Below are 20,033 nucleotides of genomic sequence, written 5' to 3'. Positions count from 1 at the left end.
GCTTATTCCTCGCGCAGCGTTTCAAACGCTACGCTTCCCAAGTCCTGAAATTCGCAGCGCACCGCTACGCCTGGGCGAAGCGCCACGGCCGCCGTCGCCGCACCGGCCAGTACCAGGCTGCCGGGCTCGAGCGCCTCGCCTTGTTGCGCCGCCAGGCGCGCTGCTGCTACCAGTGCGCGTACCGGCGCGCCGAGGATCGCCGCCGTGCTGCCCATCTCCACCGCGCGGCCATCGAAACTCATCACAAGCCCCAGGTTGCCCAGGTCAGTGTCCGGGCGCTGCCAGCCGCCGACCACGAAGCCGGACGATGAGGCGTTGTCGGCCACCACGGCGGGCAGCGAGAACTTGAAGTTGCAATAGCGCGAGTCGATCACCTCCAGTGCCGGCGCTACCGCTTCCACAGCGGCCAGGGCCTGCAGCGGCGTAACGTGCCCTTCAAGGCGCTTGCCCAGCAAGAAACACACCTCTGGTTCGACGCGCGGGTGCACGTAGCGAGACAGGTCGATGCTGCCCCCTTCCTCGATCCACATATCTGAGGTCAGCCGCCCCCAGATCAGGTCGGACACGCCCATCTGCGCCATCTTGGCGCGGCTGGTAAAGCCCATTTTGACACCCACCTGGCGCGCCCCACGGGCCAGGCGCTTCTCGATCAGCAGGCGTTGAACCGCATAAGCCTCTTCCAGGGTCACGGTATCTTCGCCGCCTAATTGCAACGTGGCCTGGGCGTACAGGGCGGCATCGTCGAGGCGTTTGGCAATACGTTCAATTTTCATGCAGATCACCTCAGCTAGCGGAATCGAAACAGGCCCGGACACTGCCCAAACCTTGGATACGTGCCTCGAAAACATCACCGGGCGCAACGCTTACCATTGGCCCCAATGCACCGCTGAGCACCACGTCGCCGGCCCGCAGCGGGGTGCCCGCCTCGACCAGGGTACGGGCCAGCCAGAGTGCAGCATTGAGCGGGTGGCCAAGGCACGCGGCCCCTACGCCGAATGAAACCGGCTCGCCTCGGCGCTCCATGACCATGCCGGCCAGGCGCAGGTCCAGATCACCGAGCTTCACTGGCCGCTGGCCGAGCACGTACAGCCCTGCCGAGGCGTTATCGGCGATGGTGTCGAGGATGCTGATGTTCCAGTCGGCGATGCGGCTGCCGACCACTTCTATGGCCGGCAACACATAGGCGGTAGCCGCCAGCAGGTCGCTGAGCACGATCTGCTCGCGGTCCAGGTCGTGTTCCAGTACCAGCGCCACCTCAGCCTCACATTTGGCCTGCATGAGGCGGGGCCAGGCGATCGTCTCGCCGTCGCTGACTTCCATGCTATCGAGCAGTGTGCCGAAGTCAGGCTGATTCACACCCAGCTGCTGCTGCACCGAGTGCGAGGTCAGACCGATCTTGCGCCCGGTGATACGTCGCCCGGCACTCACCTGGCGCTGGGTATTGAGCTGCTGCACCTTGTAGGCGTCGGCGATGGCATCAAGCTGATCGCGCACCGGCGACACCGGTTCACCACTTTTTGCCGCTTGGTCGAGCAGGTCGGCCACCTGTTGATGTCGTTCGGTCATTGTTCGCTCTCCTGGTCAATGCGCACGCAGACGTTGGTCAGTTCCGAATAGAAATTCAGCGAATGCATGCCGCCCTCGCGGCCGATACCGGACAAGCCGGCGCCACCGAACGGCGTGCGCAGGTCGCGCAGGAACCAGGTGTTCACCCAGCTGATGCCCACCCGCATGGCTTCGCTGACGCGGTGCGCGCGGCTCAGGTTGCTGGTCCATACCGTCGCGGCCAGGCCGTAGCGGGTGTCGTTGGCGCGGGCGATGACTTCGCGCTCGCTGTCGAACGGGGAAATGTGGCAGATGGGTCCGAAGATCTCCTCGCGCACGCAGCGCGCATCATCCGGCAGGCCCGTAATTACCGTCGGCTCGACCCATGCGCCGTTGTCGCGCGCGTCACCAAAGCGTGGCACGCCGCCACCGGCAATGAAGGTTGCGCCTTCCTGGCGGGCCAGTTCGAAGTAGCTCAGCACCTTGTCGCGGTGTTTGGACGAGATCAGCGGCCCCATCTGGGTCGCGGCTTCGTGAGGCCAGTCAACCTTCATTGTCTTGATGCGCTCTGCAAGGGCAGTGCAGAAGCGCTCGAACAGCGGGCGTTCGACATACACCCGCTCCGAGCACAGGCAGACCTGCCCGCTGTTGAGGAACAGCGCGCGCATCATGCCGTCGATCATCTTGTCGAAGTCGCAGTCGGCGAAGATGATCGCCGCGTTCTTGCCACCGAGCTCGAACGACACCGGCTTAACCCCTTCGGCGGCGGCGCGCATGATGGTGGTGCCGGTACGCGATTCGCCGGTGAAGGTGATGGCGCTGATGTCCGGATGGCGCGAAATGAATTCGCCCGCCGAATTCGGGCCGAAGCCATGTACCAGGTTGAACACACCATCCGGTACGCCGGCGGCTTGCATCACCTCGGCCAGTAGTGTTGCGGTGCCAGGGGTGTCTTCCGAAGGTTTGACCACCACGGCGTTGCCACAGGCCAGTGCGGGCGCAACCTTCCACGTCAGCAACAGCAGCGGCAGGTTCCAGGGCGAGATCACCCCGACCACACCCAAGGGCTTGCGGGCTGCGTAGTTGAGCGCGTAGGCGCCATCTGGCAGGTCCAGGCGATGGCTGTCCAGCGGTGCGGTAGCGAGTATGTCTGCGAAGGTGCGGAAGTTGGCGATGCCACGCGGCACGTCGATCACGGAGGCCATGGACAACGGCTTACCAGTGTCGGCCATCTCGGCGGCAAGGAAGTCCGCCTGGCGGCGCTCCATTTCGTCCGCAATTTTGCGCAGCACGGCCACACGGTCGGCCGCAGTGGTACGGCCCCAGGCGCCGGCAACGGCACGATGCCCGGCTTTGACCGCTTCGTCCACAAGGTCCCCGTCAGCCTCATGGACCAGGGCTACCAGGGAGCCGTCTACCGGGCTGATATCTTCGAAGGTATTTGGGCTCTCGACCCAACGACCATTTACGTAATTGCGATAGTGTTTCATGACTGACCTCGATGACTCGGCTGACAGCGAGCTGTGGCGGGCTCGCGTGATTGCTGCAGGCCTGGCCCGGCGAATCGCGGGCGCAGGCGAGCGCTGCTTGCGTTGCTCGGGCAACGCAAACGGTCCTGGGTGAATGGTTCGATCAGTACGCTTGACGGCCGTGGCTACCGCCGGGTCGGCGCACTTGGCAGGGCAGCGCTAGCGGCTGCGCTACTGCATACAAGTCAACAGGGGTAAAACTGCACCACGGCGGCACCACTGCCATACAACGCGCCGTAGTGATGAACCTTGGCTCCCTGGAAGCGCCCGCCTAGCGCACCGAGCAGCCAATGGAAATGCTTGAAGCCCATATCGACTCGGGCCTGTGCAGCGTAGGTGGGCAGCGCCTCCCGCAGCCCATCGACGTCACCGGTCTCAATCAGCGCCAGCACCTGACGATTCCAGGCATCTTCCTCGGTGTGTACGATGCGGTCGTCGCAGGGGTCGATTGGCTTGGTGAACAGGCTGCCGGACAAGCCGCCAACCCCCACCACTGCCACACGCTTGCCCTGCCCGGCAGCGCAGGCCACGGCGATCGCCGCCAGTTTTTCGGTGGCTTGGGCGTTGTCATAGAGATTGTTGGACGCCACCACCAGTGGCAGCCCTTCAGTGCCCACACCCAGTGCGGTGCTAGCGACGATCGTGCCAGTGTCAATCGGGAAGCCTTGGTAGTCAGCGCCACGGGCATTCACGCCTTGGGCACGGCATGCTTCGATGCAGGCGTTGGCCAGCGTCACATCGCTGTAAAGGTCATAGGGCAGCTCACCGAATTCGTGCCAGTTTTCGTCGACGTGAATGTCTTGGCTGCGTCGACGGGTCAGCCAGATTTCATCCAGCACTGCGAACCACTGGGTGGAGTAGACAAGCACCACGTCCGGCTCAGAGGCCTTCAACGCGACGCCTGCCTGTTGCATTGCACGCTGAAAACGCTGCCAGTTGGGCACGTCGGGGCACAGCTGGGGCAGTGGGCTGCCAGGAACCAGGAAGGCCGATACAACAGTCATGGTCGTTTCACCTGAGAAATAAGACGGGATTGAAGCGTTCAGATGGCTTGAGTCGCGGCACCAGCGAGGCCGGCCTTGACGAGGTTCCACTCCATCACCGCGTTGCCGGTGCCGATCACCGTCCCGTAGCCGTGCAGTTGCGCCGCCAATTCCGGGTACTGCATGGCTGCGTGCATCCAGGTGAACGCGCCGGACTTCAGTTCGGCGAAGGCCTCGTCAATGAACTGCGGCAGCAGGCGGAACACTTCTTTCATCTCCCCGCGGCGCATGAGGTCAATCATGCGCATGTCCCACTGGTAACCCAGCTGGCTCTGCGGATGCTCCTTGGTCATGTCTTCCGGTGGCTCTGGCTCTTGGTGGAAGTGCCAATGCGACAGGGTATTGGAGGCCAGCAGCACCGCACGTTTGCCAGACTTGATGATTGCTTCGCGAGTGGCCTTGCCCAGTAGATCCATCTCCACCTGGCCTTCTTCCATGCTCAGGTAATACGGCGTGTTGTTGGCCGAAACCGATACCACCGGGATGTCCCACTGCGGGCGGATCATGTGCAGCGTGGTGATAGTGCCGTAGTCGACGCGAAATCGCGGGTTGCGCATCATCTTGGTCTGCAGGCCCACCTTGCGACCTTCTTCGCAGCAAGCCTCGGCCAGTTCCACATCGAACTTTATCGAGTAGTCGAAGCGGAACAGGTTGGGGAATATGGGGTCGACCGAGCGGCCGGCCAGGTGCTCGACCCCAATGAAGTGGTGTCCCACAGAGGTAATCCAGTGTGGCGAATGCACCAACAGCACATCCGGCTTGAGCGCCTCGACACTCGCGCGCGCCCGTTCGTAGGCCCAGCGCAATTGTTCCCAGCCCCCCTTGGCACGCGGCTCGTTCTGCACAGGGTTTTCTGCATAGAGGATATGGGGTGGGTGGGGGGCCAGAAACCCGCTGATAATTTCACCGTTTGCCATGTGGCTTCTCCTGGTTTTATTGTTTGTATCAGGGCAGTGAAGGATCGACCGCGAATTGGAATTCCATCTCGACCAGCGCACCCAGCGGAAGCGCCGTTACCCCTACACTGGTACGTGCAGGAGGGGTCGCACCCTGGAAAAACGCCTCCCAGTGCTGATTGATCAGGCCGAATTGGCCAAAGTCGGCGCAGTAGATCCGCGCCAGCATCAATTGCTCCAGGGCTATTCCCAATTCATTGCACAGGCCTTTGAGGTTGGCCAGGATCTGCCTAACTTCTGCGGCCATGCCGCCAACCACCAGGCCGCCATGGGCTGGGTCGAGCCCAACCATGCCAGAAACTTGGATGAAGCCACCTGCCGATACCACGGGGCTGTAAGCAAAATGCGGTGCGGGTAGCGTCCGGCTGATCAGGGGGGTCCACGCGCTATGTGTTGCCGCAGAGGTCGAGGAAGACATTTTTTGTTCTCTTTAAGTACGTATACGTCCTAAACGAGATAAATCCTATGGCTGGAAAGAGATGCTGTCAATCGATTTGTAGGACAATTCCTCGGCTAAAATCGTACGTGCACTGGCATTTTGCTCAGGCTTGAATCCTCCTGGCGAAGCGCCAATACTTAACTGGCTGATTTGCCAGATAAATAGTACGTGCACGTACACAGTCATCGATCCCAAGGATCGCAACCCGCAAGGAATGACCGGACAACCAATGCCGCCCATACGCACGCCTTCTCCCGCAAAACTCTCCCCGCAAAGCCAGGCGCTTGTCGATCAATTTCACCTTGAAGACATCGTTTCCCACCTGCTGCGGCGGGCTCACTTCATGGCGGAGGAACGGTTCAACACAGCGTTCGCCGGAGAGTCGATCACCCCCAGACAGAAAGCCGCATTGATTGTGGTGTCGCAGCACCCCGGCCTGACCCAGAACGCACTGGCCGGCCATTTGTTCATGGATCGCAACACTGTTGCCGAAATGGTCAAGAGGCTGTGCGCCAGCGGCATGCTGGTGCGCACCAGCGCCAAGAGCGACCAGCGTGCGTACCAGTTGTATTTGGGCAATGAAGGCGCTGAACTGCTGGAGCGCGTACTGCCGCGTGATGCTGAAGTGGAAAGGAAATTGCTGGAACGGTTGCCTGATGAATACCGGCCGCTGTTCCTGAAGTGCCTGAAGCTGATTGTCTCGCCTGAGGAGGCGTGAGCCGCCCCAGGTTCACCTAGTACCTGAGGTGCCTTGCAACCTCAGGGGCGGCCTTGGAGACCGCTACGGCAATCGCTCGACGCCCGTCGCCAGCCAGAGGGTGGTGAACAATCGGATCGAAATGGCATGGAGTCCGCAACAGCCTCAGGACCCCAGCTTGCCCAGAATCTTCTCACGACAAACGCTGAGCACCTCATCAGCCAGTGGAGAGTCGTCCGGGCAGGCGCGAGACAGAACCAAGGCGCCGAGGGCGTGTGCGAAGGTATCGATGATTTCAGCACGGCTTGCGCCAGGCTCCTCATTATTGCCTTGTAAAACCTCCAGCAATTCTTCGATCCCAGCGCCGTAAGCAGCTTTGATCTCATTGGGCTGGCGTGCAGCGTCTGCGCCCAGCGCCGCTAGCGTGCAGCCATTGCCTTTCTCATCGCGGTGCTCGCGGGACAGGTAGAAATTGACGAAGTCGGCCAGCTGGATGCCCTGCATCTGCTCGACCGTCTTGTTGATCCCGCAAGTGGCTGCTTCGCCCATCAAATCTGCCTTGGACTTGAAGTGCTTGTAAAACCCGCCATGGGTGAAGCCGGCGGCAGCCATGAGGTCTGCAACACCGACGCCGTCATAGCCGCGCTCGCGAAACAGCCTGGAAGACGTTTCCACGATATGCGCTCGGTTAGCTTGTGCCTGGGCCTTTGTGACCTTCATTTCGTTGCTCTCTCTGCTATCAAGCCAACCAATAGCATACATTGATGATGTTCATCATCAAAGGCGTTGACGGTTTCGATTACGATCATCATCATTAGGTCGTATCTTCCACTGAAAGAGCAAACCGCCATGAGCCATACCCATCTCACCGTTCCGACCCGCACAGTTGAAGTAGGCGGCGACACGTTCACCTACCGCCGCTGGGGCAACCCTTCTGGTGTGCCGCTGGTCTTCATCGCCCATTTCCGTGGCGGGCTCGACCACTGGGATCCGATCATCACTGATGGTCTGGCGGCGGGGCGCGAAGTGATCCTGCTGAACGGTAGAGGTGTGGCTTCATCGTCGGGCACTCCGGCCACCACCATTGAGCAAATGGCGGATGACATTGCAGCAGCCATCAAGGCCTTGGGGCTGACCCAGGTCGACCTGCTCGGTTTCTCCATCGGTGGCTTGCAGGTTCAGGAAGTGGCACTGCGTCACCCTGGGTTGGTGCGTAAGCTTGTGCTGCTCGGCACCGGTCTGCGCGGTGGTGATCCGAGCATGGCAGAGGGTGTGAGAGAGGCCGCTTCGAACCCCGTCCCCACCATCGAAAACTTCCTGTTCCTCTTCTTCGGTCGCTCGGAAGCTGCCAGGAAAGCGGGCCTGGCGTTCTGGGAACGGCGCAACCAGCGTGCCGATCAGGACACCCCAAGCTCGGTTGAGGTCGCAATGGCTCAGGGCGCTGCATTTGCAGCCTATGTCCAGTCGGCACAGGGTGAGAACCGCTTTTCTTACCTCAGCGAAATCAAGCAGCCTACCTTGGTGGTCAATGGCGTCGACGACGTCATGATCCCTTCGATCAATTCGTGGCACCTGGTACAGAACATTCCAGATGCCCAGTTGCTGATCTACCCCGACTCCGGTCACGCCGCGCACTTCCAGTTCCCTGAGCGCTTCCTGAAACACGCCCTTCAGTTCCTGGAAGAGTAAGGCAGCGCCTTGCCCGATGACCCAGCCCATCGGGCACGTCTATATTTTTGGAATTTTAAGAACATGAAAGCGTTTCTGATCGATCGCTACGGCAAAGACGTCGTTGGTGATATCACTGAAGTTCCAGAGCCCCAGGTGGATGATTTCGACGTTCTGGTTGAGGTTCATGCCGCAAGCGTGAACGTCCTCGATATCAAAATCAGGAAGGGCGAGTTCAAGCTGATCCTGCCGTTCAAGATGCCTCTGATCCTGGGTAACGATGTTGCTGGCACTGTGAAACGTGTCGGAGGGAAAGTCAGTCGTTTCCGGGTAGGGGACGAAGTCTACGCACGGGTAGACCAGGCGCGTATGGGTGGCTTCGCCGAGTTTGTGGCGGTTAGCGAATCTGCTGTTTCACTCAAGCCTGCCAACCTGAACATGGAAGAAGCGGCCTCGCTGCCATTGGTGGCTCTCACGGCCTGGCAGGCGTTGGCGGAAATGGCCAAGGTTCAACCGGGCCAGAAGGTTCTGATCCAGGCCGGCTCCGGTGGCGTCGGTAGCATCGCCATTCAGGTCGCCAAGCACCTGGGAGCATTCGTTGCCACAACCACGAGTACCGGCAACGTGTCGTGGGTCAAGGCGCTGGGTGCGGACGTGGTGATCGATTACAAGACGCAGCGCTTCGAGTCGCAGCTGAGTGATTACGATGTCGTGCTCAGCGGACTGGGCGGTGACGTTCTCGAAAAATCTCTCCATGTATTGAAGCCGGGTGGTCAGTTGATTTCCATCTCAGGCCCACCCACCCCCGAGTTCGCAGAACAGCTTCGCCTTTCCTGGCTGTTCAGGCAGGTCGTTCGCTTGATCAGCCGAGGGATCAGGAAAAAATCGGAGCACAAGGGCGTCAACTACAAGTTTCTGTTCATGAGGGCGAGTGGTGCGCAACTGGCTGAGCTGGCCAGGCTGGTTGAAACCGGGGTCATAAAGCCCGTGGTGGATCGCGCCTTCGCATTGGGCTCGACAGCTGATGCACTGGCATACGTGGCCGAAGGTAGAGCCAAAGGTAAGGTCGTGGTGAAGGTGAAGTGATCACCTGAGTAAAGGTCAGTGACAGCGGCGCGCGACAGCCAGGTGTACGGCTGTATTGCGATTTTCCTGGTTTCGGCTAACTTATACAAAAACCTGTACAAAGATGAGAGGTTGTACATGTATTGTCAGTGGCCCCTGACGCTGTACTTCGATGGCGCCTGTCCCTTGTGCGCCAGAGAGATCGCGTTCCTGCGCAGGAAATCGACCGAGGCAAAGCTCATTCTGGTTGACATCAGTGCTGGTGATTTCGATGCAGAGGCATTGAGCTTGACGGTTGAGCAATTGAGGTCATGCCTGCATGCAAGGTTCGTGAACGGGCACTGGGTCACAGGCTTGGACGCCACCTTGTGGAGTTGGCGGGCTGCCGATGTGGGAGGGTGGGTCGCGCCACTGTCCTGGCGCCCGTTACGCCCCCTGTTTTCAGTTTTCTACAGGCTGTTCTGTCGTTTGAGGCCACACTTGGCCTGGCTACCACATCCCGATGGCGGGCACCGCTGTAGCGGTGAGGAGTCCAAATGTCACATTCGTTAGCCGAGCACTATCATGAAATCCTTGTCGGCGTTGGTGAAAACCCGCAGCGCGAAGGGCTCCTGGAAACGCCCAAGCGTGCGGCCAAAGCGATGCAGTACTTGTGCAACGGGTATGGCCAGAATCTTCAAGAGGTCGTGAACGGCGCTTTGTTCGAGAGTCAAAACGATGAAATGATTGTCGTTCGTGACATAGAACTCTACTCGTTATGCGAACATCACATGTTGCCCTTCATTGGCAAGGCTCATGTCGCGTACCTGCCAACAGGGCGCGTATTGGGGCTTTCCAAGGTCGCGCGCGTTGTTGACATGTTTGCCCGTCGTTTACAGATACAGGAAAACCTGACGCGGCAAATTGCGTATGCCATTCAGGAAGTCACGGATGCCGCAGGGGTTGCGGTCGTGATTGAAGCCAAGCACATGTGCATGATGATGCGCGGTGTAGAGAAGCAGAACTCGGTGATGATTTCATCGGTGATGTTAGGTGAGTTTCGCGACTCCGCTTCGACTCGCCACGAATTCCTCAACCTCATTGGCCGACACAATTGACACGCGATGCTGAGCCGTCGCCAAGGGGTGTCCAAATGAGTTCAGTTACTGCTGCTTTACCTTCAAGCCGCTTTGCAGTGCTGGGTTACGGTGGCTTGCTGCCGTTTGTTGGTTTGACGCTGCTCATCGTTTTTTTTGCTGAATACCGAGGTTTTGCCTCGATCATGCTGGTCAGCTATGGCGCTGTGATATTGAGCTTCGTTGGCGCTCTGCACTGGGGTTTCGCCATGACGTTAGAGGGTTTGCCCGCGAAGCAGCGTCGCGAGCGGCTCGTGTGGAGCGTCATACCGGCCCTGATCGGTTGGGTTGGCACGCTGCTACCTGTGCCATTGGGTTGTTTGGTGTTGACCTTTGGTTTTATCGGGCATCTTTGGCAGGATCGCCAACTGGCGCAAGCTGTGCCTGGGTGGTTCATGCCGATGCGAGTCCATTTGACGGCTGTCGCAAGCCTCTGTTTGCTGATCAGTGCACTTGCGATAGCAATGGATTTTTGAAACCAGAAGCACTCCTTGATGAGTGATTTCCAGCGCTCAGATCCAGACGTCGTTCATAGCAGTGCGCTCCCCACCTTCATGGCCGGTATTCAGAACGCCTCGCGGCTCGATCATCATCAGTTTTGCTTCGGCCTCGGCGGCTGTTCTGTGCTCCACCCCACGTGGCACCACATACAACTCGCCCGGGTTCACGTAAACGCAGCCCTCCGGTAGATCGATGCGCAAGGTGCCTTCGAGCACGAGAAACGCTTCGTCGGTTTCCGGGTGTGAATGCCAGATGAATTCACCTTCTATTCGCACAACCTTGAACTGGTAGTCGTTCATTTCGGCGACCACTCTCGGGCTCCACTGCTGGTCGATCAGCGAAGCTTTCTGGGCAAGGTTTACAGGGCATGTTGCAAGTTGCGGGTTGGAGTTGGACATGGCGGATCCTCATGGGTTGAAGTGGCCAGCCTATCGAACCTACACCAGGCGTTCTTGTACGATCCTGCACGTCAGCGGGCAGGTCGCAAGCGCTCCAGCCAGCGCAACGGTGGCACGCCATAGCTACGTGTGAAGTGGCGTGTCATGTGGCTCTGGTCGTGAAAGCCTGCCGCCAGGGCTGCATCAACCAAGGTGAAGCCATCGAGCATCAGCCTGCGCACAGTGTCCAGGCGTCGCAGGGTCACAAAGCGGTAGGGGCTGGTGCCGTAGAGGGCGCGAAAGTCGCGGGACAGGCTCCATTGTTCGCGGCCGCTGGCCTGTTCCAGCATCTGCAGGGTGATGCCCAGGTGAAGATGCTCCATGATGAATGCCCTGGCGCGCTCGGCCGCGCGGTAATCCAGGCGTTTGCGGCCGCGTGGCTTACCGCCCACCGCACGCAACGCCATCGCCAGGTCGTACACGGCGTCCTGTTCCTCCAGCGTTTCCAGCGGGTGGTCCAGTGCCTGCACGAAGGCTTCACTGGCGCGGTACAGGCGCGGGTCGCTGGACAGCCCGCCAGCAATGAAGGGCAACGGCTCACCGCCGAGCACGTTCTGGATCAGTGCCGGGTCGATGTAGGCCATGCGGTAGCGAAAACCCGCTTCAGTCCCGGCCATGCCGTCGTGCACCTCGTCAGGGTGCAGGACCAGCGTATTACCCGGTAGGCCGTGGCACAGCGCCCCTTTGTAGTGAAAGCTCTGCACCCCGGCGAGGGTGCGGCCGATCGAGTATGTGTCGTGACGGTGAGGGTCATAGCCATGGCTACCGAACCACGCTTCGATCCGTTCCACACTGCCAGGGTGAGCGCTACGGATGACCCAGTCGGGGGTGGCTTCGTGGCTTGCTTTTCGTTCCATGAATAGACGCTCTGCGACTCAACACTCTGCATCCGTCTGTGGCTCTGCGCCCTGTTGCGGCTGAGCGGCTGAGCGCTGGGCGGCAAGTACCTGTTGCGCCGTCTGTTCGATATAGTCGAACACTGCCTCGGGGACCCTGTACAGGTACTGCTTACGCCGATTGTTCGACACGCTCCCGCCATTGCTCAGGCACATCATCACCAGGTTTGCGAGGTCGCTGCCGCGAACATCGAATCGCTCATCTACGGCCCTGTAGACGGCGTCATAGTTTTCCAGAAAGGCCGTCTCATCGCGTAGCTCGACCTCTAGCGCCCGCTTTGCCATCAGGCAGGTGAATACAACGCACTGCGTTGCATCCCAGAATCGATAGATCGCGTCAGCGCCGATGAACTCAAATGTAAACTGCTCGTGATCGATCCAGTGCACTTGCCAGTATTCACGCACGGGCCCGGAGTATCCTTGAAGTGTCTCCAGATACAGGCGCTCTTCGCGTTTCATCGCAACCGAAACTGGAAGCAACAGGCCGTTTTCAAGCGCCCCGGAATGGCAAAGAGCCTGGTGGATCAAAAAGCGCGACAAGCGCCCGTTCCCATCCATGAACGGGTGGAGGAACACGAACCCAAATGAAATGATGCTTGCCGCCACAAGCGGATCGATTTGGGTAGGGCCTTCATTGGCGAAGCGTATCAGGCTTTCCATCAACTCGCGGCACAGGCCCGGGGGAGGGGGGACATAGGTCACCCCGGCTGCTCCATGCATGCCATTGCTAAGGTGGTTCTGCTCGTGCCGAAATGCCGCCGCAAGGTCCAGAGGGTTTGCCACAGTGGCGTTCTGTAAAGTAACCAGATAATCCTCAGTCAGTGGGTGGCGTTCATGGGCCTGGCGCAAGAGCTTGATGAAGCGGCGGGATTTATCTTCGGTTGGGGCTTCCTTCTCGATTGCAAACGAGTCCTGGGTCTCGTGCAGATACGCCCAGTTGATAGCCCTGTCCATCATCAGCGGAGGGAGTGAACCGATGAAGTTCTTCGCCTTGCCGAGAATGTCATGCTCGAGAAGCTCTGTAACTTGCGCAGTGCGCTCTACGGTCGCGCAGTAAGTCAGATCTCCGAGCCCGTTGAACTCCACCCGCCACTTCGAATTTCGCTCACCTGGTCGCGTAATGTACTGTTCTGGGTCGAATAGCTGAGCGAAGCCGCCGCGTACAGGTGAAGGCTGCTCAATGTCTTCACCGGTGAAGGCTTCCCGGAGATAGCAGGCCTTACGGATATAAACGCCATTGGGTGATGCTTCCAGCGCTTGCGAAAAACGTTCAGCTGGGATCTGTGGCAGAGCCTGGGCGAGAATTGAAAGGTTGATACCTTCATGCTTGAGCGCAAAAAGCACATTCCCAAGCAGGTCGTCCTCTGAGGGCGCCATTCGATGGGGCACCGCGAGCGTGTTCCCGATTTTCTCAATCCGGGTGACCGGTTGTACGATCGCAGGGCGCTTGAGTGCGACCGCAGAGATCTGCAGCCTATCGAGTAGTAGCGAATATCCCGCTGCCCGCATGTACCTTTCCTTCAGTTTGGGCGTGAGCGCTGTGTTTTTTTTAAGTCAGCTCACAAAATCTTCAGATTTCGCGATTATGCCGTTTTTTTCTTCACTTTCCACAGGGCATGTGAGGTGGGCTCGCAACGTCCGAAATCTGTGCTTGGGTTTTTCTTCAGTTCTGACCAGTGTGGCGATATTTTCTTGCCGAGGATGCGAAAATCTTCAGTTTTGCAACCGAAGCAGTTTTTTTCTTGAGTTTTTGATGCGCCGCGCGGGCGGCGCTCGACCTCAAGGGTGCTGAAGAAACTGTGGCAATCACTGCTGCGGCCCACCCCATACATCCCGACCAACACACACAACCCCATCAAACAGCAAACGCGCCGTCCTCACCAACCCGCACCCCGTGATCACGCCACGTTCCAAGCTGATCTCCACTGTAAATTCGCCGCTAGGATGCTCCACCGCCAAACGCTGGATATCACCGCCGCACGTGCTGGCAAGCCCCTGTGCAACCGACCCTTCGATCAAACAGGCCGTGGCGACACTCACCGCGCCAAACACCCCGATGGACGCATGGCAACGGTGCGGAATGAACGAGCGGGTGTTGACCGTGCCGCCGTTGCGCGGTGCCGACAGCAGGCACATCTTTGGCACATTGCGCTGGCTGACATCACCCAGGTTCATGCGTGGGCCCAGCTGCAGGCGGATGGCTTCAAGGCGCGTTTTCAGTGCACTGTCGGCATCCAGCGTTTCGCACGGCTCGTAGCCGGTCACGCCAAGGTCTTCGGCACGCAGCAGCACCACCGGCATGCCGTTGTCGATGCAGGTCACTTCCACGCCATCGACCCGGTCGCGGCTGCTGCTGGTCGGCAGCAGGGCTCCACAGCTGGCGCCGGCCACGTCGGCAAACGTCACCACCAGCGCCGCCGCCCGGCCCGGCACGCCATCGATACGGGTATCGCCGGCATACTCCACCTGGCCATCGGTGGTCGGCACCTGGGCCACGGCGAGCTGCCCGGTGTTTTCCATGAATATACGCACCGGTGTGCTCGCGCCGCTGGCGGCCACTAGGCCGCGCTCGATGGCGAAGGGCCCGACGCCGGCCAGGATGTTGCCGCAGTTCTGCCCGTAGTCCACCCGCGCTTCGTCCACTACCACCTGCGCGAACAGGTAGTCGACGTCGACGTCCTCGCGCTGCGAGGCGCGGATGATGGCGACTTTGCTGGTGAGCGAGTCGGCGCCGCCAATCCCGTCGATCTGCCGGGCATCGGGCGAGCCCATCACCGCCAACAGCACGCGGTCACGCAGCGGGCCAGGGGCGGGCAGGTCGTCATGCAGAAAATAGGCACCCTTGGAGGTGCCGCCACGCATCAGCAGGCAAGGTATGCGGGTCTGGCCCATGTTCAGCCTTCCAGGTCAGTGAGGTGCTCGACATAACGCAGGCCCTTGGCTGCCAGGCGCGGGCGCATCTCGTAAATGTCCAGGCCAAGCTCGCCGGCGGCCAAGCGCAGGCGTTTGCGTTCTTCCAGGTCGGCGCGTTGGGTGGCGGCTTCGAGTACCCCCTGGGCTTCGCCATGGCGCACCACCACGACGCCGTCGTCATCGGCAACCACGATGTCGCCGGCATTGACGAGCTGCCCGGCGCACAGCAGCGGCAGGTTCACCGAACCCAGCACTTCCTTCACCGTGCCTTGGGCGTTGATGGCGCGCGACCACACGGCAAAGCCCATGTCGCGCAGGGTCTGGCTGTCGCGCACGCCCGCGTCGATCACCAGGCCGCGCACGCCGCGGGCCTGCAGCGAGGTCGCCAGCAGGTCGCCGAAATAGCCATCGCTGCACGGCGAGCTGGGCGCCACCACCAGTACATCGCCCGGCCGGCACTGCTCCACGGCCACATGGAACATCCAGTTGTCGCCAGGGGCCACCAGCACCGTAACCGCGCTGCCGGCCACTGCCACACCTTGCTGGATGGGGCGCACGGCGGTACTGAGCAGCCCTTTGCGACCTTGGGCCTCATGAACCGTGGCCACGCCCAGCCGGCCCAAGGCATCGATCAGTTCCTGCTCGACGCGCGGGATATTACGTACCACGATGCCGGTCTTTCCGATCAGCCCGCTCATGCCAGGTTCTCCGTCACCCGTGGGAACACGCTCTGCAGGCCTTCGGCGTAGACGATGTTGCGTGCGCTGGTGATGCCCACGTTACGCTTGGCCTGCACGCCGCGCTGCAGGGCCACGCGGGTGTAGTACTCCCAGAGGTGTTCCTGGCCGGCCATGCACTGGATGGCGGCAAACTTTTTGTCCCACACCGGGGTGATGTCCAGGAAGGTGTCCGGGCGCCATTCGCACTGCTCGGGCTGGTGCGGCTCAAAGGCGTACACGGGCGGTGCGCCAACGATCTTCTCGCCCGGCTTGTAGCCTTCGGCCTGGGCGATGATGCGGGCTTCCTGGGCCAGGTTCATGGCCAGCGGGTGGTCGTAGTTGTAGGGGTCTTTCAACGAATGGCTGAGCACGAACTCCGGTTGTACCCGGCGATACACATCGGCCAGGCGGAACAGGGTGTCCTTGTCGGCGCGCATCGGGTAGTCGCCGATATCGAAGAATTCCACGCTGGCGCCGAGGATTTCGGCTGCTGCCATGGCTTCCTCACGGCGTGCGTCCTTGACCTTGGCTTCGGTCATTTCACCCTTGCGCCACAGCTTGGCAGACTCGCCACGCTCACCGAACGACAGGCAAACCACGTGCATGGCATAGCCTTGCTCAGCGTGCAGCGCAATGGCGCCACCGGCACGCCAGACAAAGTCGGCCGAATGTGCACTGACCACCAGGGCGGCTTTTTGTGGGGTATTCATTGTTCGTAGGCTCCTGCAGTGGGGGTTGACGCAGGATGTCATCGGCCTGCGCACTACACTAATGCGTTCACTTGCAACGGCTATGCGTTTTATTTATTGCCTGGCAAGCGGGGTAGGGGCATAGTCGCCCCAGTCACGAGCCGAGCGCCGGGGAAGCCTTATGATCGACGTCGAACTGCCCAACCTGATGCAAGTACGTGCGTTCATCCGGGTCGCCGAGTTGGGCAGCGTTTCGCGGGCGACGCAGGTGTTGTTCCGTGCTCAGTCCGTGGTCACCCGGGCCATCGCCGAGCTGGAGGCACGGTTCGCTGTCCCGCTGTTCGAGCGCCATGCCAATGGCATGCGCCTGACCGACTATGGCGAGTGCCTGCTGCCGCGTGCACAGCGGGTGCTGGCGGAACTGGACGGTGTGCCGGGGTTGCTGGGCACCGCGCAGGGCGAGCCCCTGTATCTGTTTCAGGCGCGGCGCCTGCAGGTGTTCGTGAAACTCTGTGAAACACGGCACATGCAAACCGTGGCGCGGCACTTCGGCCTTAGCCAGCCGGCCGTCAGTGCTGCGTTGAAAGTGCTCGAAGGCGGGTGCGGGCAGCCCTTGTTCGTGCGCACGTCGCGCGGCCTGCAGCCCACTGTGGCCAGCCGGGACATTCTTTTCCCCATCCGCCGGGCGCTGAACGAGTTACGCCACATGGACAGTGACCTGAGTGCGATGCAAGGCACCCTGCGCGGTGTGGTGCATGTCGGCGCGTTGCCGTTGGGCCGCTCGCGCATTCTGCCGGAGGCCATTTTGCGTTTTACCGCCCAGCATCCACAGGTCCGGGTGGTGACCAACGAAAGCCCGTTCGACCTGCTAGCAACCGAATTGCGGGTGGGGGATGTGGACTTCGTGCTGGGCGCCTTGCGGCCTCACGACTATGCCAGCGACCTGGTGGGCGAGCCGCTCATCAACGAGGAAATGGTGCTGCTGGCCCGCCGGGGGCACCCGTTGTTGCACACACACCTGACGCTCAAGGGCGTGCACCAGGCGCGCTGGGTGTTGCCGCGGGCCGGGTCGCCGGCGCGCGGGCTGCTCGACAACTGCTTCGCCGCTGCAGGCCTGGCAGCACCGTGGCCGGTGGTGGAAAGCGCTGATCTGGCGGTTATCCGTGGCCTGCTGGTGCGTTCAGACATGCTGGCGGCGGTGTCTGCGCACCAGTTGGCGTACGAGATTGCCAGCGGCGAGCTGCAACGCCTGCCGCTGGCACTGCCCGGTACTGCCCGCGCCATCGGCCTCATGCAGCGCAGTGGCTGCCTGCAGTCACCGGCGGCGGCCGCGCTGATGGCTTGTATCCGCCAGGTGATCACCTAGCATGCCTGAGCCGGACTGGGGGCCTGGAGCGCGCTCAACGGGCGACGTCGGTCAGTTTGGCGCTTTCCCGGCGACCGAGTAGCGGAATTATCTTACGCAATATCCAATTTTCTTATCGCAGCTCCCTGGCGGTGTGCTGGCAGGTGGCATTGCAGAATGCGCAGCCCTCAGCGTTGCGCCGATACGCCGTTGAGCTCACCCTGTTGCAGGCTTTGCACGCTGTTGCCCAGTGCATCTGTTGCTTCGATATCGGCGCCATGGGTGGTCAGCGCGTCGAGCAATTCCTTGCGCTGAAACATGGCCGCATACATGGCGGCCGTCTGTCCCGCGCCATTGCGCTGGTCAGGGTTGCACGTGGCGTCGATCAGCCGCCTGGCAATGCGCACCTCGCCTTTGAATATCGCCCCCATCAGTGCGGTGTTGCCCCGCTTGTCCTGGGCGCATGGGTCGGCGCCGGCCGCCAGCAGTTGTTCCACGGCTGCTTGCTGGCCGTGGTAGGCCGCCAGAATAAGGCCGGTGTAGCCCTTTTCATCAGGGGTATCCAGGTTGTAGCCCGCCTGGATGAATGTCTTGAGCATTGCTTCATCCCCGCGGCGTGCGGCCCCGAAGAAGTAGTCGCGCAACCGCTGCTCGGTGTTGGTGTCTTGCCCTTGGGGCGGCAGCGGCTCTTGTGCCTGGGCGGTGAGAATCAGCAAGCCACACACGGCTGCCATCATCCATTTGTGCATGGTGTTTACCTGCGTATAAACGAAGAGCGGGCCGTCGGCCCGCTCAGTCATGGCACTCAGTCCTGCAGCTTCGCTGCCAGCTGCTGAACGCGCTTGAGGTCTGCCTTGGCCACTTTGGCCAGGCCTGCACCGTAGTCGCTATCGGCCTTGTAGAAGAACGACAGCATGATGTAGCGGCTTTCCTCGTCAGTCACTGCCAGGGCCTGGCCCAGGCTGTTGATCAGGTCGGTCTGTTCCTTCTTGTTGTAGGAGCGGAACAGCTCGCCGGTCTGCTTGAAGTTCTGCTCGCGCTGGATCTTCGCCTGCTGGGTGCTGCCCACCAGCGCGGTCGGCACATAGCGGGCGCTGGTCTGTTCTTCACGCGGCTGCAGGCGGCTTGGCTGGTAGTTGACCCCCGTGGTGGTGTGGCCCGCGTTGGCCTGGCCATCCTGGTTGACGTTATTGACCGGGATGCGCGGCTGGTTGACCGGCAAGCTCAGGCCGTTGGCGCCAATGCGGTACATCTGGGTGTCGGCATAGGCGAACAGGCGTCCTTGCAGCAGGCGGTCTTCAGACGGTTCGATACCTGGCACCAGGTTGGACGGCGCCATGGCGACCTGCTCGGTTTCCTGGAAGAAGTTGTCGACGTTGCGGTTCAGCACCATCTGGCCGATCTTGCGCTCTGGCACGTTCGGCCAGATCTTGGTGGCATCGAGCGGGTCGAAGTCGAACGTGGCCAGGTCTTCGGGCTTGAGCACCTGGATGTACAGGTCCCATTTGGGGAACTTGCCGTCCTTGATCGCGCTGACCAGGTCGTTGGTCATGTGGCTGTAATCACGGCCCTGGACCTGCTCGACTTGTTTGGGGTCAAGGTTTTTCTGGCCTTGCAGGCTCTTCCAGTGGAACTTCACGTAGTGCACTTGGCCTTCGCTGTTGACCAGCTTGTAGGCGTGCACGCTGTTGCCGTCCATTTCGCGGTAGCTGGCCGGGGTACCCTCGTTGGAGTACAGCAGCGTCAAGGTGCGGGTGGCTTCTGGTACGTGGGAGAAGAAGTCGAAGCGGCGGGAGTCGTCATCGAGGTTGGTGCGTGGGTCAGGCTTGAACGCGTGCACCATGTCCGGGAACTTGATGGCGTCGCGGATGAAGAAGGTCGGGAAGTTGTTGCCTACCAGGTCCCAGTTGCCGTCTGCGGTGTAGAACTTGGTGGCGAAGCCGCGTGGGTCACGCAGGGTTTCGGGCGAGTGGTTGCCGTGCACCACGGCAGAAAAGCGCACGAACACCGGCGTTTTCTCACCTGGGCGGAAGACTTTGGCGATGCTCAGGTCGCTGATGTCGGCGCTGGCGGTGAACTCACCGTGCACCCCGGTACCACGGGCGTGCACCACCCGCTCTGGAATGCGTTCGCGGTCGAAGCGCTGCAGCTTCTGCAGCAGGTTGGCGTCTTGCAGCAGCACCGCGCCGTTGGCGCCGGCCGTTTGCGAATTCTGGTTGTCACCAACCGGTGCACCGCTGTCGCGGGTCAGGGTCGCGGCCTGGACGGACATCGTCAGCAGGCTGGCGGCCAGGCTTGCTGCAACCAGCAGGCGGCCGGGTTGGAAATGCTTTAGCACAGGGGTCATCGAGAAGCTCCATAGGCTCAATCGGGCGTTTTTGAATGCGCCCGCAGAGGATAATGAGCGTGGGATGCCCTCCTAAATTGATCCTGCGCATCAGCACGATTGGCAATTTCAATGCAGCTTTTTATGCCT

General features: G+C 60.8%; 23 protein-coding genes. 7 read left to right on the top strand and 16 right to left on the bottom strand.

Features of this window, described 5'->3' with window-relative positions:
- Positions 1–2: 2 nt before the first annotated feature.
- The 6 genes from IWW33_RS01570 to IWW33_RS01545 form a co-directional block, all read right to left on the bottom strand.
- Entirely contained in the window at positions 3–773 is a 771-nt protein-coding gene (locus IWW33_RS01570) for a fumarylacetoacetate hydrolase family protein (protein ID WP_039601368.1), read from the bottom strand.
- Positions 774–783: 10 nt separating this feature from the next.
- Positions 784–1,566: a fumarylacetoacetate hydrolase family protein gene (locus IWW33_RS01565; protein ID WP_196914178.1), complete on the bottom strand. Its 783-nt coding sequence runs from the start codon at positions 1,564–1,566 to the stop codon at positions 784–786.
- Positions 1,563–3,035 (bottom strand): 2-hydroxymuconic semialdehyde dehydrogenase, encoded by a 1,473-nt coding sequence (locus IWW33_RS01560; protein ID WP_046787100.1) that lies wholly within the window; start codon positions 3,033–3,035, stop codon positions 1,563–1,565. Before IWW33_RS01560 ends, IWW33_RS01565 begins: the two co-directional genes overlap by 4 nt.
- A 224-nt stretch (positions 3,036–3,259) precedes the next feature.
- Positions 3,260–4,078 (bottom strand): tRNA U-34 5-methylaminomethyl-2-thiouridine biosynthesis protein, encoded by an 819-nt coding sequence (locus IWW33_RS01555; RefSeq protein ID WP_046787099.1) that lies wholly within the window; start codon positions 4,076–4,078, stop codon positions 3,260–3,262.
- A 38-nt stretch (positions 4,079–4,116) separates the two neighbouring features.
- Positions 4,117–5,034 carry a tRNA U-34 5-methylaminomethyl-2-thiouridine biosynthesis protein gene (locus IWW33_RS01550; RefSeq protein ID WP_174141695.1) on the bottom strand — a complete coding sequence of 306 codons (918 nt, stop codon included), beginning with the start codon at positions 5,032–5,034 and terminating at the stop codon, positions 4,117–4,119.
- 28 nt (positions 5,035–5,062) lie between these two features.
- Positions 5,063–5,491: a RidA family protein gene (locus IWW33_RS01545; RefSeq protein ID WP_174141697.1), complete on the bottom strand. Its 429-nt coding sequence runs from the start codon at positions 5,489–5,491 to the stop codon at positions 5,063–5,065.
- Between the two features lie 250 nt (positions 5,492–5,741).
- Here IWW33_RS01545 and IWW33_RS01540 point away from each other — a divergent pair, with 250 nt between their 5' ends.
- Positions 5,742–6,230 carry a MarR family winged helix-turn-helix transcriptional regulator gene (locus IWW33_RS01540; RefSeq protein ID WP_039601371.1) on the top strand — a complete coding sequence of 163 codons (489 nt, stop codon included), beginning with the start codon at positions 5,742–5,744 and terminating at the stop codon, positions 6,228–6,230.
- A gap of 144 nt (positions 6,231–6,374) precedes the next feature.
- On the opposite strand, the gene IWW33_RS01535 is transcribed toward IWW33_RS01540, so the two are convergent.
- Positions 6,375–6,929, bottom strand: a complete 555-nt coding sequence (locus tag IWW33_RS01535; RefSeq protein WP_174141699.1) for a TetR family transcriptional regulator — start codon at positions 6,927–6,929, stop codon at positions 6,375–6,377.
- A gap of 129 nt (positions 6,930–7,058) precedes the next feature.
- On the opposite strand from IWW33_RS01535, the gene IWW33_RS01530 reads away from it, so the two are divergent.
- The 5 genes from IWW33_RS01530 (at position 7,059) to IWW33_RS01510 (ending at position 10,533) form a co-directional block, all read left to right on the top strand.
- The gene (locus tag IWW33_RS01530; RefSeq protein ID WP_039601373.1) at positions 7,059–7,898 is read left to right on the top strand and encodes an alpha/beta hydrolase; all 840 of its coding nucleotides are present in this window, start codon (positions 7,059–7,061) and stop codon (positions 7,896–7,898) included.
- A 63-nt stretch (positions 7,899–7,961) separates the two neighbouring features.
- Entirely contained in the window at positions 7,962–8,963 is a 1,002-nt protein-coding gene (locus IWW33_RS01525) for an NADP-dependent oxidoreductase (protein WP_174141701.1), read from the top strand.
- Between the two features lie 117 nt (positions 8,964–9,080).
- Positions 9,081–9,494: a DUF393 domain-containing protein gene (locus IWW33_RS01520; RefSeq protein ID WP_174141755.1), complete on the top strand. Its 414-nt coding sequence runs from the start codon at positions 9,081–9,083 to the stop codon at positions 9,492–9,494.
- Positions 9,479–10,039 (top strand): GTP cyclohydrolase I FolE, encoded by a 561-nt coding sequence (folE, locus tag IWW33_RS01515; protein ID WP_012313911.1) that lies wholly within the window; start codon positions 9,479–9,481, stop codon positions 10,037–10,039. The genes IWW33_RS01520 and folE overlap by 16 nt, the downstream gene beginning before the upstream one ends.
- 35 nt (positions 10,040–10,074) lie before the next feature.
- A complete protein-coding gene (locus tag IWW33_RS01510) occupies positions 10,075–10,533 on the top strand; it encodes a DUF3429 domain-containing protein (RefSeq protein WP_174141703.1) in 459 nt (152 codons plus the stop codon).
- Between the two features lie 36 nt (positions 10,534–10,569).
- Here the strand turns inward: IWW33_RS01510 and IWW33_RS01505 are convergent, their stop codons facing one another.
- The 7 genes from IWW33_RS01505 to galB form a co-directional block, all read right to left on the bottom strand.
- Entirely contained in the window at positions 10,570–10,956 is a 387-nt protein-coding gene (locus IWW33_RS01505) for a cupin domain-containing protein (protein ID WP_174141705.1), read from the bottom strand.
- 71 nt (positions 10,957–11,027) lie between these two features.
- Complete coding sequence (locus IWW33_RS01500) at positions 11,028–11,852, bottom strand: AraC family transcriptional regulator (RefSeq protein WP_115275220.1); 825 nt, start codon at positions 11,850–11,852, stop codon at positions 11,028–11,030.
- Positions 11,853–11,870: 18 nt separating this feature from the next.
- Complete coding sequence (locus IWW33_RS01495; protein WP_174141707.1) at positions 11,871–13,400, bottom strand: Fic family protein; 1,530 nt, start codon at positions 13,398–13,400, stop codon at positions 11,871–11,873.
- Between the two features lie 74 nt (positions 13,401–13,474).
- Entirely contained in the window at positions 13,475–13,714 is a 240-nt protein-coding gene (locus IWW33_RS01490) for a hypothetical protein (protein ID WP_174141709.1), read from the bottom strand.
- Positions 13,698–14,783 (bottom strand): 4-oxalomesaconate tautomerase, encoded by a 1,086-nt coding sequence (locus tag IWW33_RS01485; RefSeq protein ID WP_115275218.1) that lies wholly within the window; start codon positions 14,781–14,783, stop codon positions 13,698–13,700. The genes IWW33_RS01490 and IWW33_RS01485 overlap by 17 nt, the downstream gene beginning before the upstream one ends.
- Before the next feature lie 2 nt (positions 14,784–14,785).
- The gene (locus tag IWW33_RS01480) at positions 14,786–15,502 is read right to left on the bottom strand and encodes a 4-carboxy-4-hydroxy-2-oxoadipate aldolase/oxaloacetate decarboxylase (protein WP_115275217.1); all 717 of its coding nucleotides are present in this window, start codon (positions 15,500–15,502) and stop codon (positions 14,786–14,788) included.
- A complete protein-coding gene (galB, locus tag IWW33_RS01475) occupies positions 15,499–16,275 on the bottom strand; it encodes a 4-oxalmesaconate hydratase (protein WP_115275216.1) in 777 nt (258 codons plus the stop codon). Before galB ends, IWW33_RS01480 begins: the two co-directional genes overlap by 4 nt.
- A 118-nt stretch (positions 16,276–16,393) precedes the next feature.
- Here galB and IWW33_RS01470 point away from each other — a divergent pair, with 118 nt between their 5' ends.
- Positions 16,394–17,578: a LysR family transcriptional regulator gene (locus IWW33_RS01470; protein ID WP_174141711.1), complete on the top strand. Its 1,185-nt coding sequence runs from the start codon at positions 16,394–16,396 to the stop codon at positions 17,576–17,578.
- A 167-nt stretch (positions 17,579–17,745) separates the two neighbouring features.
- Here the strand turns inward: IWW33_RS01470 and IWW33_RS01465 are convergent, their stop codons facing one another.
- Positions 17,746–18,306 carry an ankyrin repeat domain-containing protein gene (locus IWW33_RS01465; protein ID WP_174141713.1) on the bottom strand — a complete coding sequence of 187 codons (561 nt, stop codon included), beginning with the start codon at positions 18,304–18,306 and terminating at the stop codon, positions 17,746–17,748.
- A 56-nt stretch (positions 18,307–18,362) separates the two neighbouring features.
- Positions 18,363–19,904, bottom strand: coding sequence for a catalase KatB (katB, locus tag IWW33_RS01460; RefSeq protein WP_174141715.1), 1,542 nt, complete (start codon positions 19,902–19,904; stop codon positions 18,363–18,365).
- Between the last annotated feature and the right edge of the window lie 129 nt (positions 19,905–20,033).

It is taken from the genome of Pseudomonas sp. M2 (assembly GCF_015751845.1).
Classification (GTDB): domain Bacteria; phylum Pseudomonadota; class Gammaproteobacteria; order Pseudomonadales; family Pseudomonadaceae; genus Aquipseudomonas; species Aquipseudomonas putida_E.
This window is presented reverse-complemented; position numbering and strand designations above follow the sequence as displayed.

Bases quoted from the DNA above. Each gene is read 5' to 3' on its own strand.
- IWW33_RS01465 (WP_174141713.1), bottom strand. From the start codon at position 18,306: ATGCACAAATGGATGATGGCAGCCGTGTGTGGCTTGCTGATTCTCACC.
- IWW33_RS01520 (WP_174141755.1), top strand. From the start codon at position 9,081: ATGTATTGTCAGTGGCCCCTGACGCTGTACTTCGATGGCGCCTGTCCC.
- galB (WP_115275216.1), bottom strand. From the start codon at position 16,275: ATGACATCCTGCGTCAACCCCCACTGCAGGAGCCTACGAACAATGAAT.
- IWW33_RS01525 (WP_174141701.1), top strand. From the start codon at position 7,962: ATGAAAGCGTTTCTGATCGATCGCTACGGCAAAGACGTCGTTGGTGAT.
- IWW33_RS01485 (WP_115275218.1), bottom strand. From the start codon at position 14,783: ATGGGCCAGACCCGCATACCTTGCCTGCTGATGCGTGGCGGCACCTCC.
- IWW33_RS01470 (WP_174141711.1), top strand. From the start codon at position 16,394: ATGATCGACGTCGAACTGCCCAACCTGATGCAAGTACGTGCGTTCATC.
- IWW33_RS01500 (WP_115275220.1), bottom strand. From the start codon at position 11,852: ATGGAACGAAAAGCAAGCCACGAAGCCACCCCCGACTGGGTCATCCGT.
- IWW33_RS01570 (WP_039601368.1), bottom strand. From the start codon at position 773: ATGAAAATTGAACGTATTGCCAAACGCCTCGACGATGCCGCCCTGTAC.
- IWW33_RS01505 (WP_174141705.1), bottom strand. From the start codon at position 10,956: ATGTCCAACTCCAACCCGCAACTTGCAACATGCCCTGTAAACCTTGCC.
- katB (WP_174141715.1), bottom strand. From the start codon at position 19,904: ATGACCCCTGTGCTAAAGCATTTCCAACCCGGCCGCCTGCTGGTTGCA.
- IWW33_RS01480 (WP_115275217.1), bottom strand. From the start codon at position 15,502: ATGAGCGGGCTGATCGGAAAGACCGGCATCGTGGTACGTAATATCCCG.
- IWW33_RS01545 (WP_174141697.1), bottom strand. From the start codon at position 5,491: ATGTCTTCCTCGACCTCTGCGGCAACACATAGCGCGTGGACCCCCCTG.
- IWW33_RS01495 (WP_174141707.1), bottom strand. From the start codon at position 13,400: ATGCGGGCAGCGGGATATTCGCTACTACTCGATAGGCTGCAGATCTCT.
- folE (WP_012313911.1), top strand. From the start codon at position 9,479: ATGTCACATTCGTTAGCCGAGCACTATCATGAAATCCTTGTCGGCGTT.
- IWW33_RS01510 (WP_174141703.1), top strand. From the start codon at position 10,075: ATGAGTTCAGTTACTGCTGCTTTACCTTCAAGCCGCTTTGCAGTGCTG.
- IWW33_RS01565 (WP_196914178.1), bottom strand. From the start codon at position 1,566: ATGACCGAACGACATCAACAGGTGGCCGACCTGCTCGACCAAGCGGCA.
- IWW33_RS01535 (WP_174141699.1), bottom strand. From the start codon at position 6,929: ATGAAGGTCACAAAGGCCCAGGCACAAGCTAACCGAGCGCATATCGTG.
- IWW33_RS01530 (WP_039601373.1), top strand. From the start codon at position 7,059: ATGAGCCATACCCATCTCACCGTTCCGACCCGCACAGTTGAAGTAGGC.
- IWW33_RS01555 (WP_046787099.1), bottom strand. From the start codon at position 4,078: ATGACTGTTGTATCGGCCTTCCTGGTTCCTGGCAGCCCACTGCCCCAG.
- IWW33_RS01540 (WP_039601371.1), top strand. From the start codon at position 5,742: ATGCCGCCCATACGCACGCCTTCTCCCGCAAAACTCTCCCCGCAAAGC.
- IWW33_RS01550 (WP_174141695.1), bottom strand. From the start codon at position 5,034: ATGGCAAACGGTGAAATTATCAGCGGGTTTCTGGCCCCCCACCCACCC.
- IWW33_RS01560 (WP_046787100.1), bottom strand. From the start codon at position 3,035: ATGAAACACTATCGCAATTACGTAAATGGTCGTTGGGTCGAGAGCCCA.